General features: G+C 71.2%; 6 protein-coding genes. All 6 read left to right on the top strand.

The window, feature by feature from the left end; genetic code table 11:
• Nucleotides 1-4: 4 nt before the first annotated feature.
• The gene (locus tag NI2_RS31300; RefSeq protein WP_067498600.1) at nt 5-1,255 is read left to right on the top strand and encodes an NAD(P)/FAD-dependent oxidoreductase; all 1,251 of its coding nucleotides are present in this window, start codon (nt 5-7) and stop codon (nt 1,253-1,255) included.
• Nucleotides 1,252-1,860 carry an SGNH/GDSL hydrolase family protein gene (locus NI2_RS31295; RefSeq protein WP_067498597.1) on the top strand — a complete coding sequence of 203 codons (609 nt, stop codon included), beginning with the start codon at nt 1,252-1,254 and terminating at the stop codon, nt 1,858-1,860. Before NI2_RS31300 ends, NI2_RS31295 begins: the two co-directional genes overlap by 4 nt.
• 13 nt (nt 1,861-1,873) lie before the next feature.
• Nucleotides 1,874-8,527, top strand: a complete 6,654-nt coding sequence (locus NI2_RS31290) for a type I polyketide synthase (RefSeq protein WP_067498594.1) — start codon at nt 1,874-1,876, stop codon at nt 8,525-8,527.
• Nucleotides 8,524-10,791: a beta-ketoacyl synthase gene (locus NI2_RS31285; RefSeq protein ID WP_243749973.1), complete on the top strand. Its 2,268-nt coding sequence runs from the start codon at nt 8,524-8,526 to the stop codon at nt 10,789-10,791. The genes NI2_RS31290 and NI2_RS31285 overlap by 4 nt, the downstream gene beginning before the upstream one ends.
• Nucleotides 10,791-12,359, top strand: a complete 1,569-nt coding sequence (locus tag NI2_RS31280) for a PfaD family polyunsaturated fatty acid/polyketide biosynthesis protein (RefSeq protein WP_067498591.1) — start codon at nt 10,791-10,793, stop codon at nt 12,357-12,359. The genes NI2_RS31285 and NI2_RS31280 overlap by 1 nt, the downstream gene beginning before the upstream one ends.
• A partial coding sequence (accD, locus tag NI2_RS31275) for an acetyl-CoA carboxylase, carboxyltransferase subunit beta (RefSeq protein WP_067498588.1) occupies nt 12,356-13,840 on the top strand: 1,485 nt, incomplete at its 3' end. The genes NI2_RS31280 and accD, both read left to right, overlap by 4 nt.

The following is a 13,840-nucleotide window of genomic DNA, read 5'->3' as shown; positions in this document are numbered from 1 at the left end:
CATCATGTATGACGTCATCGTCGTCGGAACCCGGGTCGCGGGTTCGCCCCTGGCCATGCTGCTGGCCCGTCAGGGCCACCGCGTGCTCGCCGTGGATCGCGCGAGTTTTCCCAGCGACACCCCGTCCACGCACTACATCCACCAGGCCGGTCTCGGCTTTCTGAAGTCCTGGGGTCTGCTGGACACGGTGGTGGCCACCGGCTGCCCGCCGATCCGGCACCTGAACTTCACCTACACCGACATCGAGATCCCGGGCATGGCCGATCCCTCGGCCGACGGCATCGACGCCGTCTACTGCCCCCGCCGCACCGTCCTGGACAAGATCCTGGTCGACGCGGCGGGCGAGTCCGGCGCCGAGGTGATCGAGGGCTTCACCGTCACCGGTCTGCTGCGCGACGGTGACCGGGTCGCCGGTATCCGTGGCCGCGTCGGCGAGGGTCCCGAGCAGGAATTCCGCGCGAAACTGGTCGTCGGCGCGGACGGTTCGAACTCGATCGTCGCCAAGGAGGTCGGCGCGGCCACCTACGAGGGTTCGCCCGCGGCCTGCTTCGTCTACTACTCGTACTACGAGGGCGTGGACTGGGGCATGCACCACCGCACCGGGTTCGGTGAGCAGCAGTTCGCCTCCTGGCCGACCAACGACGGCCTGGCCCTGGTAGCGGTCATGCGCAAGCGCGACCGGTTCCGTGACTTCCGCGCCGATCCCGATGCCGGCGTGCAGGAGATCGTCGAGCAGATCGACCCGGAGATCGGCGCGCGGTTGCGCGAGACCGGCAAGCGGGTCGAGCCGTTCCGGCCGATGCTCTACCCCGACAACTACCGTCGCCAGTCCTTCGGTCCCGGCTGGGCGCTGGTCGGCGACGCGGGCTACCACAAGGACCCGTTCACCGGCTGGGGCATCACCGACGCCTTCAAGTACGGCCAGCTGCTGGCCGATCTGGTGCACGAAACCCTCTCGGGTGCACGGCCCTTCGAGGAGACCCTGCCGGAGTACCAGCGTGAGCGCGACGCCCAGAGCGCCAGCACCTACGAGCTCACCCAGTCGATCTCCGAACTCACCCTCACCCCGTACTACGACTCGGTGTTCCGCGCGGCCAGCCGCAGCGAGCACTACTCGAAGAAGTTCTTCGGGCTGATCGCCGGGCTGTACCCGCCGGACAAATTCTTCGGTGAGGCCGAGCTCACCGCACTCTACGAGGAAGTGGACTTCCCGGTCGCCGACCGGCACGTGGTGAATACCGGGGTGTCGGCGTGATCGCGGCCGGCCTGACGGCGCTCGGAGACAGCTTCGTGGAGGGCCGTGGCGACCCCGCCGCGGCGGGTGGCTACCGGGGCTGGGTCTCCCGCCTCGGCGGTCAGCTCGGGTTGCGGCCAACCACGATTCGCAACTTCGGCACGCACGGCGCCACCACCGGCGACGTCGTCGCGAGCCAGCTCGCACCGGCGACCTCGGCGGCGCGGGCCGGCCTCTACGGCGTGGTTGTCGGCGTGAACGACCTGGTCAGCGCGTATGACGAGGCTCGTTTCGCCGACAACCTGCACACCATCTTCACCACCTTGCGAGCCGGGGAAGCCACGGTGTTCACCGCGAGTTACCCCGATATTCCCGCCCGCCTGCCCGTGCCGGACGGTTTCCGTGCGCTGCTGCGCGAGCGTTTCGCCGCCGCCAACGATGTCCTCGCCCGGGTCACCGACGACACCGGCGCCCTGCTTCTCGATATCGCCGCCAGGCCCGAATGGGCCCGGCCCGAGGTGTGGACCGCCGACGGTCTGCACCCGAGTCCGGTGGGCCACCGCCTGTTCGCCGCCGCCGCGGCCGAACTGATCGCCTCGGCCACCGCCACCACTGTCGCCGCCTGAGAGGAACCCTTTCGTGACCGTCGAACGACGCCTGGCACGCGACCCGATCGCCATTGTCGGGATGTCGGGTCTGCTGCCCAAGGCACACACCCACCGCGAGTACTGGCAGAACATCATCGACGGCGTCGACTGCACCTCCGAGGTGCCCGCGTCGCGCTGGAGCTTGGACGACTACTACGACGCCGACCGCTCGGCGCCGGACAAGACCTATTCGCGCCGTGGCGCTTTCCTGCCCGATGTCGCGTTCGATCCGCTCGAGTTCGGGCTGCCGCCGAACCAGCTCGAGGTCACCAGCACCATGCAGACCCTGAGTCTCGGGGTGGCCCGTGACCTGCTGGCGGATGCCGGCGCGACCGGTTCGCAGTGGTACGACCCCGCGCGCACCGGCGTGGTGCTCGGCACCACCGGCCCGGTGCCGCTGATGCACCCGCTGGCCGCGCGCCTGTCGACGCCGGTGCTGGCGGAGGCGGGGCGGTCGATGGGACTGTCCGAGAGCGACGTCAGCGAGATCTCGCGCCGGTTCGTCGCCGCGTTCGCGCCGTGGGAGGAGAACTCCTTCCCCGGCCTGCTCGCCAATGTGGTGGCGGGCCGGGTGGCGAACCGGCTCGGGCTCGGTGGCATGAACTGCACCGTCGACGCGGCCTGTGCGGCCTCGCTGGCCGCCATCCGCACCGCGATCGCCGAACTGCAGGACGGTCGCGCCGACATGATGATCACCGGCGGCGTCGACACCGAGAACTCGATCTTCATCTACCTGTGCTTCAGCAAGGTCGGCGCGCTCTCGCCGACCGGCCGGATCAGCCCGTTCTCCGCCGAGGCCGACGGCACCCTGCTCGGCGAGGGCATCACCATGCTGGCCCTGCGCCGCCTCGCCGACGCGCGCCGCGACGGCAACCGGATCTATGCGGTGATCCGCGGTCTCGGCTCCTCCAGCGACGGCCGCTCCAAGAGCATCTACGCGCCGCGCGCGGAGGGGCAGCGGGTCGCGCTGGACCGCGCCTACGCCGACGCGGAATGCTCACCCGCCGACGTCGAACTGATCGAGGCGCATGCCACCGGCACCGCCGTCGGCGACAAGACCGAGCTGACCGCGCTGAAAGGGCTGCTCGCCGAGGCCAGTTCGGAGACCGGTTTCGCGGCGCTCGGCAGCGTGAAGTCCCAGATCGGGCACACCAAGGGCGCCGCGGGCACGGCCGGGGTGATGAAGCTGGCGCTTGCCCTGCACCAGAAGGTGCTGCCCTCGACGATCAATGTCGACGCGCCCAACAGCGAGATCGACGCCGCCCGGACGCCCTTCTACGTGAACACCAGGACCCGCCCGTGGGTGCGCGACCCGCAGCGCCCGGTGCGCCGGGCGGCCGCCTCGGCGATGGGCTTCGGCGGCACCAACTTCCACATCGTGCTGGAGGAAGCCGACCAGACGCGCGGGCAGGTCCTGCACCGGGTGCCGCGTGCGCACCTGTGGCACGCCCCCGACGTCGCCGCGCTGATCGACGTCGTGCGCAGTACCCCCGGCTCCGACGGTGGTGACATTCCGGCCGGGCACGCCAGGATCGGCTTCGTCTCGGTCGACGAGGACACCGCCGCGGACCTGCGGACGCTCGCGGTCGACGAACTGGTCCGCAATCCCGATGCCGCGCAGTGGGACCACCCCGAGGGCGTGTACTTCCGCGCAGCCGCCGTACCTGACCCGAAGGTCGGTGTGCTGTTCGCGGGGCAGGGCAGCCAGTACGTGGACATGGGCTTGGACACCGTGCTGAACAATCCGCCCGTCGGGGCGGCGTTCGACGAGGCCAACGCCGCGTTCGTCGGCGCCGAGCAGCGGCTGGGCGCGGTGGTGTTCCCGCCGCCCGCGTTCACCGAGCAGGCCCGGGCCGAGCAGGAATCCGCCCTGCGCCGTACCGAATTCGCGCAGCCCGCCATCGGCGCGCTCGCGGCCGGGCAGTTCCGGGTGCTCACCGAATTCGGGCTCAGGGCCGACGGTTACCTCGGTCACAGCTTCGGTGAGCTGACCGCGCTGTGGGCCTCGGGTGCGCTGAGCACCGAGGACTTCTTCGGTCTGGCCAGGGCGCGTGGCGCGGCGATGACGGTCGCCGACGACGCGGAGGCGGGCACGATGGTGGCCGTCAACGCGGCTCGCGACGAGGTCGCCGAGGTGATCGCCGATCTCGACGACGTGTGGATCTGCAATCACAACGCGCCCGACCAGATCGTGGTCGGTGGTGGACCCGACGGTATCGCCGCCTTCATCGCGCGCAGTTCCGAGAAGGGCTGGGCTACCCGGGATCTGCCGGTGGCGGCGGCCTTCCACACCCCGTATGTGGCGCACGCGGTCACCGAGTTCGGTGCCGCCGTCGAGGAAGTCGACATCGTCGAGCCCGATGCGCGGGTCTATGCCGACACCGCGGGCGCGTCCTACGGTGCCGATGTCGCCGCCAACCGGGCGACCCTGACCGCGCAATTGAGCCGACCGGTCGAGTTCGTCGACGCGCTGCGGGCCATGCACGCCGACGGCTGCACGATCTTCGTCGAGTGCGGTCCGAAACAGGTGCTGACCTCGCTGGTGCGGCGCACCCTCGGCGAGGACGTGATCGCCTTCGCCACCGATTCCGGACCCATCGGCAACGGAGACGTGGCGCTCAAGCGGGCGGCCGTCCGTCTCGCCGTCCTCGGTATCGAGATGTCGGGTATCAATCGCTACGCCGCCCCCGCCACCGAGCCGACCACCCCGGCGGCCGACCGGATGACTGTGATCCTTTCAGCCCCCGAATACGTTCCCGCCGCCCGCCGCGCCGCCTACGCCGAAGCGTTGTCGGGCGTTTACCGCATCCAGCTCGCGGCCGATACAGCACCACACTCCCTCGCCGACCCTGAACCTGTGTCCGCACTCGTTGATTCACCCACCGCGTCCCCGCGGGGCGGCTCGACCCTGCCCGATGTTCCGGCGACTGTTCCTGGTTCCGCCGTGGCGGATTCGCACGCCGTGGTCGACGACCGGACCGGCACGCCGTCGCACCCGATCTCCGAATCACCTGCCGTATCCGAACTTTCGCGCCATCCCTCGGTGCCCCCGCTCGTGGAGGAACAGCTCGTGACCATCCCCGCCGATCCGCTCGACACCGCACTCGTCCAGCATCTGGACACGCACCGGCAGTACCTCGACGGTCAGCTCGACCTGGCCCGCGGACTGGCGGGCGCGCTGAATACCGGTGCCATCGATGACCGTCTGCTGCGCGCCATCGAAGCCGTGAAGGATCACGGAGTCGCTATCAGCGAGAGCCACTCGCGGGCAAGCGAAGTGCTCGCCCAGCTGGCCGAGATCGAAGGGGGAGCCGCCGGTTCGCACTCGGTGACCAGTTACCGCGCGACCCCGCCCGCGGTGAACGCCCCCGCACCGACCCAGGCCTTGACAGCGGCGCCCACACAGGCCCCGGCGAACGGCCACCTACCCGCGCCGGCCCCGCTGTCCAGCGGTACCGCCCCCACGAACACCGTGCCCGGATCGGTGACTCCCGCCGCAAGCGGCACCGCCTACCCGATGGGTCATCAGGCCAGTCAGGACTTCACCGGTGCGAGCGACACCGCACCGCGGGCAGCCGGAACTGTACCGATAGCCCAGGAGCATGCAGGGACGTCTTCGGCAGCCGCGCAGACAGCCGCTGGCACAGCGGGTTCCGACGTCCAGAACTCCGCCGTCGATACTGAGCAGGGTGCGCCGGGGGCGGAGACGCTGAACGGCGAAACGATACGCGCGGCACTGCGGGAAGTGGTCGCCGACAAGACCGGCTACCCGGTCGAGATGATCGATCCGGCAATGGATCTGGAAGCCGATCTCGGTGTCGATTCGATCAAGCGGGTGCAGGTGATCGGCGCTCTGCAGGAGCGGTTCCCGTCGCTGCCGAGCCTCGGCCCCGAGCAGCTCGGTACGTTACATACCCTCGACCAGATCGCCGATCTGCTCGCCACCGAGGCTTCGACCACGGCGGCCGACAGTTCCGTCGTGACGGGTGAGCCGAGCGGCCCGGCCGCGCCGACCGGTGGTTCGGCCGCGGACGAGGTCGCCTCGGCCGACGCGGGGTTCACGCACTCCGCCGAGACCCTGCGGCAGGCGCTGCGGGAAGTGGTCGCCGACAAAACCGGCTACCCGGTCGAGATGGTCGATCCGGCAATGGATCTGGAGGCGGATCTCGGTGTCGATTCGATCAAACGGGTCCAGGTGATCGGCGCATTACAGGAACGGTTTCCGACTCTGCCCATTCTCGGACCCGAACAACTCGGCACACTGCGTTCGCTGGATCAGATCGTGGCTGAGCTGGTCGGGGGTGATGTCCACCCAAAAGCTGAGGCCGCGGCCGAAACGCCGCGGCATGTCGTCGAACTCGTCGAGCTCGCCCCGGTCGACCTCGCGGTCGAGCCGTATCGGCCCGCGGGCCGGGCGCTGGTGGTGTGCCTGGACGAGTCCGCCGAAACCGACGTGGAGGCGATCGAGGAAGCGCTGCGCGCGCTCAGCTGGACTGTGCGGCGGGTCGAACCCGGCGACGACACCGGCGCCGCCGACTTGTGCGTGGTCGTCGCGGGTGTCGCCACGGAGTGGGCGCAGGCCGAGCGGATCCTGACCGAGACGATCCTGGTCGCCGGCCGCGTGGTGCCCGCCCTGCGCGGTGCGACCGGACGTGCCGGGTTCGTCACGGTCACCCGGCTCGACGGTCATCTGGGCCTGCGTGGGGATGCCGACCCGGTCCACGCCTTGCTCGGCGGACTTGGCGGCGTCGTGAAAACCCTTGCCGCCGAGGAACCCACACTGTTCTGTCGCGCGCTCGACATCGCGCCGGCGGCGACTCCGGCGCGGGTGGCGCAGATCGTGCTCGAGGAGCTGTGCGACGCCGCGATCGACACCGTCGAGGTCGGCGTCGACGCCTCGGGCCTGCGCCGCACACCGGTGCCGAGCAGGCACAAGCCCGCTGTCGTCACCGAGATAGTCAGTACCGCAGCGGGTTTCGGGCCGACGTTGCTCACCGAGGACGATCTGCTGCTGGTGACCGGCGGAGCCAGGGGAGTGACGGCGACCTGTGTCCTCGCCCTCGCCCGGCACAGCGCGGCGCGCTTCCTGCTGCTCGGCCGCACCACGCTCGGTGAAGAGCCCACCTGGGCGGCCGGTGTCCCCGACACCGACCTCAAGCCCGCCGCGGTGCGCGCGCTGGCGGGAACCGGCGCGCGGCCCAAGGACATCGAGCGGGCCTGCGGCGACATCCGCGCCGTCCGCGAGATCCGCTCGACCCTGGCGACGCTCGGCGACCGCGCCGACTACCTGGCCGTCGACGCCACCGACGCGACGGCACTCGCCGAGGCCGTCGCGCCGTGGCGCGACCAGATCACCGGTGTCGTCCACGGCGCCGGGGTCCTGGCGGATTCGATGATCCCCGACAAGACCGCCGACTCGATCGCTCGCGTGTTGCGTCCGAAGCTCGGTGGTCTGGCCGCCGTCCTCGCCGCGGTGGGCGAGCCGAAGGACCTGGTTTTGTTCACCTCGGTGGCGGGTCTGTTCGGCAATGCGGGCCAGGCGGATTACGCCGCCGCCAACGAGGCGCTGTGCCGGTTCGCGGTGAGCTGGCGGCGCAGGCATCCCGGGCACCGCGTCACCGCGATCGACTGGGGCGCCTGGGACGGCGGCATGGTGACCGCCGACCTGCGCGAGCATTTCCGGGCGCGCGGCATCCCGCTGCTGGCCCCGGCCGCGGGCGCGGCCGCCTTCACCACCCAGTTCACCGCGGACCGCCGGCCCGAGCCGATCCTGCTGGTCGGCGCCGCCACCGCCCTGTCGACCGGCGAACACGTGCCCGCCACGGTGCGGGCCCGTCGCGACATCGCGGGCTTGGTCGACGAACCCGTGATCCAGGCACACCGCATCGGTGACCACATCGTGCTGCCCGCCACCTTCGGCCTCGGCGCGATGATCCACCTCGCCGAGCGAACCAGGCCGGGCCGCACCGTGGTCGGCGTCCGTGACTACCAGGTGCTCAAGGGACTCGTCTTCGATCACCCGGTCACCGCGCTGGAGATCGAGCTCGTCCCGATCGACGACCTCGACGGCCGTACGGCGGTGCGCGCCACCGTCTTCGACGGCAAGCTCGCCCACTTCCGGGCGACCCTGCTGCTGGCCGCGAACCCGGACGGCGGTGCCAGGCAGACGATTCCCGCCGGACCGGGCACCCCCGCAGACCGGATCTACCGGGACGCCATCCAGTTCCACGGTCCCGCGCTGCAGGGCCTGCGCGCGATCCGGGCCGAGAGCGACAGTGCGATCGTCCTGGACTGCCACCTGCCCACCGACCCCGTCGCCGCGGGCGCCTACGCGGGCCACCTGCACGACCCGGTCGCCGCCGACCTGATCCTGCAGGGCCCGCCCGTCCTCGGTCACCGACTGCTCGGCACGGCCTGCCTGCCGCTCGGCGTCGGCCGCATCGACTACCACCACCCGCTCCCGACCACCGAACCGTTCGTCCTGGTGGTCGACAACCCACGCGCGAGCAGGCTCGAAGCCCGCATCGACGCCACCGCACTGTCCACCGACGGCACAGTGCTGCAACGCTTCTCGGACGTCACCGTCCTCACGACGCCCGACCTGACGGACAAGTTCCAGACCTCGGTGAGGAAGTGGACCCGATGACAGCCCTCGACTTCGACGGCATCGCCTTCGACCCGACCGGCGCGCCCCCCGCCCAGCCCGCCCTGACGGCGCCGCCGCACACCGCACCACCCGCCCGACCAGCGCCCGACTCCGCACCTGCCCGGCCAGCGCCCTACTCCGCACCCGACCGGCCTGCCCCCGAATCCGCGAGCCGGACGACTGACCCCGCCTCGGCAGTGGAGCCCGCCGGGCACGCGATTGTGCCCGATGGGCGCGCAGTGGAATTCACTCGGCAGGCGCGGGATGACGCCCAATCCGCAGGGGAACGTGCCACACATGTGGGAGCGCCCGCGATCGCTGAGACGAGTGAGGCGAGCGCCGCCGCACCTCGAGCCGCCATCGCCGAGCTCCGCACCGGCGTCGTCACCGCCCACCGCGCCGCCCTCGCCGCGCAGGTCGCCCTACAGCGTGCGCTGTGGAAGCGGGCGGTGGGGACGCCCCTGTCCAGCAACGCGGTTCGAGTCCGCGCGACGGCCTCCATCGCCGTTCGGGAGGACCATGGCACGGCACCGGTCGGCGATCGAGCATCCCGTGCGTCCGTCGCCGCCAGGGAGGGGGCGTTCAAGCCACTGGCTCGCACCACGCGCACCGAGTTGGACCGCGCGGCCCTCGAGTCGCTCACCGCGGGCGCGATCGCGGAGGTGTTCGGGCCGGCCCACCGGCGCGACGGCGTCGAAGTCGTGGCACGCCTGGCAGGTGGAGAACCGTTGGCGCTCACCGCGATCGAGTCGATCGAACTCTATGGCGGTACCGGTGACGGCCGGGTCGTCGCCCGGTACGACGGCGCGCCCGACGCCGCCGCCCGCCAGGCCGCCGAGGTGTTCGCGCTGTTCACCGGCATGCACCTGTGCCTGTCGGGGAGCACATTGACCGCGGCGACCGTGCCACTTCGACCACCGAGCTCCCCTGCGCGTCCCGGGGGCCAGGGGTACTCGACCGGTTCTGCTGTCGACGGACGCGTCCCGGCCCACCGCACCTTGGAGCTCATCGTGAGCGCCCTGGATCTCGTACCCCGCCCGCACGTCACGGGCACGGCGAGCTTCTCCGCAGGGGAGCCCGGTCTGTCCGTCGAGGTCACCGTCACCGAGGCGCCCGGCGCGGGTGTCGGCCCCGGCGAGGCTGTTCCGAACCTGCTGCTCAACGAATTCCACATGACCCACCTGGCCCGCGGCGACCAGGCGATCGCCATGGGCCCCGAGTTCGCGGAGTACACCGGGGTCCGCGCGACCCGACTGCCCACCGGCGGTCTGCTCCTGGTCGACCGGGTGCGCGAATTCGACGGTGCGCGAGGCACTCTCGACCACGCCACCTACACCACCGAGTACGACTCGCCCGCGGACTCCTGGTACTACGCCGACACCGCCAACGAATCCATGCCGCATTTCGTCTACATGGAGACCTCACTGCAGGCGGCCCTGCTCATGGGCTACTACGCGGGACCGACGCTGACCCAGCCCGGTACAACTCTCAGTCTGCGCAATCTCGGCGGGACGGCGACGGTCCTGCGGCAGGTCGACCTGCGCGATCGCACCATCGAACAGTCCTCGCGGCTGCTGTCGACGACGATCCTGCCCGGCTCCTCCCTGCAGACCTTCGACTACACGCTCAGCCTCGACGGCGAGCCGTTCTACACCGGCGAGACCATGTTCGGCTACTTCAGCGACGAGGCACTCGCCAACCAGACCGGGCTCGACGCCGGGCGCCCCGCACCGTCCTGGCTGGCCGAGAACCCGGCCGCCGAGGTTCGGACGATCGACGTGGCCGCCCGCCGCGCCGACCCGACCGTGCCCCTGTGCTCGCGCCGCACCCTGGCCCTCGTCGACCAGGTCGACGTGGTCGACGGCGGCGGGAAACACGGTGCGGGATACCTGCATTCGCTGCGGCCCATCGATCCGGCGGACTGGTTCTTCGCCCGCCACTTCCATCTCGACCCGGTCATCCCCGGCTCACTCGGCGTCGAATCGGTGATCCACGCCGTCCAGGAATGGCTGCTGGACGCGGGTCACGCCGCGGACATGGCCGACCCGGTGTTCCGCATCCCAGCCGACATTCCTTTCAGCTGGCGCTACCGCGGTCAGTTCCTGCCCACCGACGGCACCGTGGAACTCGAAGCTCACGTCAAGGCGCTGCATCGCGGACCACACGGGGTGACCGCGGTGGTGGACGGCTCGCTGTGGAAGCCGGGCCTGCGCATCTACGAAGTGACCGACCTGGCCGTCGAACTCGTCGATCGGAGAGCGTGATGACCACGATGCGCACCGTGGCGGTCGCCACCACCACCGAGGCCATCACGGCCCTGCTGCTCGATCTGGACTCGCCGGTCTGGATCGTCCGCGCCGACGGACACGTCGGCGCCACCGCCGACCAGACCGTCGCCGCGCGTGCCGAGGTGCTCGCCGCGGTCGGCCCGCTCCCGCCGGAACGTCTCGGCGACAGCGCGTTCCGCACAGCTCACGGCGTCCGCGCGGCCTACGCCGCGGGCGCGATGGCCAACGGCATCGCCTCGCCCGCCCTGGTGAAAGCCATGGCGCGGCACGGCTACCTGGCCGCCTACGGCGCCGCGGGTGTCGCGCCTGCCACGGTCGACGCGGCACTGGGCGAGCTCGCCGCCGACCTGGGCGCACAACCGTTCGCCTGCAACCTCATCCACAGCCCGAGCGAACCCGCCCTGGAACGCGCGATCGTCGACGCCTGCCTGCGCCACGGTGTCCGCTGCGTGGAGGCGTCCGCCTTCATGGATCTGACCGCCGAAGTCGTGCGCTATCGAGCCCTCGGCCTCCGCGTCGACCAGCGCGGCGACATCGAGATCGAGCACCGGGTGATCGCCAAGGTCTCCCGGGTCGAAGTCGCCGAACTGTTCCTGCGTCCGGCCCCGGCCCGGCTGCTGCGCGAGCTCGTGGCGGCGGGCCGGATCACCGCCGAGCAGGGCCGTCTCGCCGAGCAGGTGCCGATGGCCGACGACATCACCGCCGAAGCCGACTCCGGCGGCCACACCGACCGCAGGCCGCTGACGGTGCTGCTGCCGGAACTCATCGCGGCCCGGGATCGCCTGGCCGCCACGGTGCCCGGTGCCGACCGCGTCCGCATCGGCGCCGCCGGGGGACTCGGCACCCCCGACGCCGTCGCGGCCGCCTTCGGACTCGGCGCGGCCTACGTGGTGACCGGGTCGGTCAACCAGTCGGCCGTCGAGGCGGCGCAGTGCGGTGCCACCAAGACTCTGCTGGCGCGCGCCGAGTTCGCCGACTGCGCCATGTCGCCCTCGTCGGACATGTTCGATCTCGGGGTGCAGGTGCAGGTGCTGCGCCGGGGCACGATGTTCGCGGCCCGCGCGCAGAAGCTCTACGACACCTACCGCGCCTACCCGGGGCTCGACGCGCTGCCGGCCGCGCTGCGCGCCGAGCTGGAAGCCACCCTGTTCCGCAGGCCGCTCGACGAGGTGTGGCAGGAGTGCGTCCGGTATTTCACCGAGCGCGACCCGGCCCAGCTGACCGGCGCGGAGCGGGATCCGAAAGCCAGGATGGCGTTGGTGTTCCGCTGGTATCTCGGCCTGTCCTCGGGCTGGAGCATCCGCGGCGACGCCGATCGGGTCACCGACTACCAGATCTGGTGCGGCCCCGCGATGGGCGCCTTCAACACCTGGACGGCCGGAACCCATCTCGCCGCCCCGGAGAACCGCGCCGTCGCCGAGATCGCAGGCCAGCTCCTGTTCGGCGCCGCTTACCTCACCCGCGTCGCACAGTTGCGCACCGCGGGTGTGCGGCTGCCCGCCGCCTGCGCCCGTTACGTCCCACGCCCGCTGGAGGACCGATGACCGTCGTCGACACCACCGCGACCACCGGCACGGCCTGGATGCTGTGCCCGTCCTGCGACACGATGATCTACCGCAAACGCTACGAGCGGGCGAGCCGGGTGTGCCCCGAATGCGACGCCCACGGCATGCTCACCGCCGACCAGCGCGTCGACCAGCTCCTCGACGCGGATTCGGCCAGTCCGATCGCCACCGCGGCGACCGTCACCGACCCGCTCGGGTTCACCGACACCCGCGCCTACCCCGAACGGATCAGGCAGGCGCGCGAGAGCACCGAGCTGTCCGACGCGATCCGCTGCGTGCGCGGCACCGTCGACGGCACACCGATCGTGCTGGCGGTCATGGATTTCCGCTTTCTCGGCGGCAGTCTCGGCAGTGCCGTCGGCGAGGCGGTGACCGCGGCGGCGGAAGCGGCACTGGCGGACGGGGTGCCGCTGGTGCTCGTGACCGCCTCCGGCGGGGCAAGGATGCAGGAGGGCATCGTCGCGCTCATGCAGATGGCCAAGACCAGCCGGGCGCTGCGCCGCCTCGACGACGCGGGCGTGCTGACCGTCTCGATCATCACCGATCCCACCTACGGTGGTGTCGCGGCGTCGTTCGCCACCGCCACCGACATCATCGTCGCCGAACCCGGTGCGCGACTCGGCTTCGCGGGCCCGCGGGTGATCCAGCAGACCATCGGCCAGACCCTGCCCGAGGGCTTCCAGACCGCGGAATTCCTGCTCGAGCACGGCATCGTCGACATGATCTGCCACCGCTGGGCGCTGCGCACCCGGCTCGCCCGCCTGGTTGCGACGGCCGATCCGCCACCGCGCCGCACCGACCCCGGTGACGCCGACGCCGTGATCACCGACCCCGCCGCTCTCACCGTCGGCGAATCCTGGGATCGCGTGCGCGCGGCCCGCAGGCTCGGCAGGCCGACCACCCTGGACTATCTCGCCGGTGCCTTCGACGATTTCGTCGAACTGCACGGCGACCGCATGTCGGCCGACTGCCCCGCCATGATCGCGGGCCTGGCCCGCCTCGACGGCCTGCCGGTCGTGGTGCTGGGTACCCAGAAGGGCCACACCGGGCCCGAACTCACCGAACGCAACTACGGGATGCCCACCCCCGCGGGCTATCGCAAGGCCGTCCGGGTGCTGCGCCTGGCCGCCAAGCTCGGCAGGCCCGTCGTCACACTGGTGGACACGGCGGGCGCCTATCCCGGCGTCGAGGCCGAGGAACAGGGTCAGGCCGTGGCCATCGCCGAATCACTGAAACTGCTGGCCGGACTGCCCGTGCCGGTGGTCACCGTGATCACCGGGGAAGGCGGCAGCGGCGGCGCGCTCGCGTTGGCACTCGCTGATCGGGTCCTGGTGTGCGAGAACGCGATCTACTCGGTGATCAGCCCCGAGGGCTGCGCGGCCATCCTGTGGAAGGACCCGGCCGCCGCGCCCCGTGCCGCCGCCGCCCTGCGGGTGGACGCGGCCGCGCTGCTCGAGCTC

This window comes from Nocardia ignorata NBRC 108230, assembly GCF_001612905.1.
GTDB lineage: Bacteria > Actinomycetota > Actinomycetes > Mycobacteriales > Mycobacteriaceae > Nocardia > Nocardia ignorata.
This window is presented reverse-complemented; position numbering and strand designations above follow the sequence as displayed.

What these genes read in the sequence shown, in the direction of transcription:
- NI2_RS31280 (WP_067498591.1), top strand. Translation starts at nt 10,791, where the DNA reads ATGACCACGATGCGCACCGTGGCGGTCGCCACCACCACCGAGGCCATC.
- NI2_RS31300 (WP_067498600.1), top strand. Translation starts at nt 5, where the DNA reads ATGTATGACGTCATCGTCGTCGGAACCCGGGTCGCGGGTTCGCCCCTG.
- NI2_RS31285 (WP_243749973.1), top strand. Translation starts at nt 8,524, where the DNA reads ATGACAGCCCTCGACTTCGACGGCATCGCCTTCGACCCGACCGGCGCG.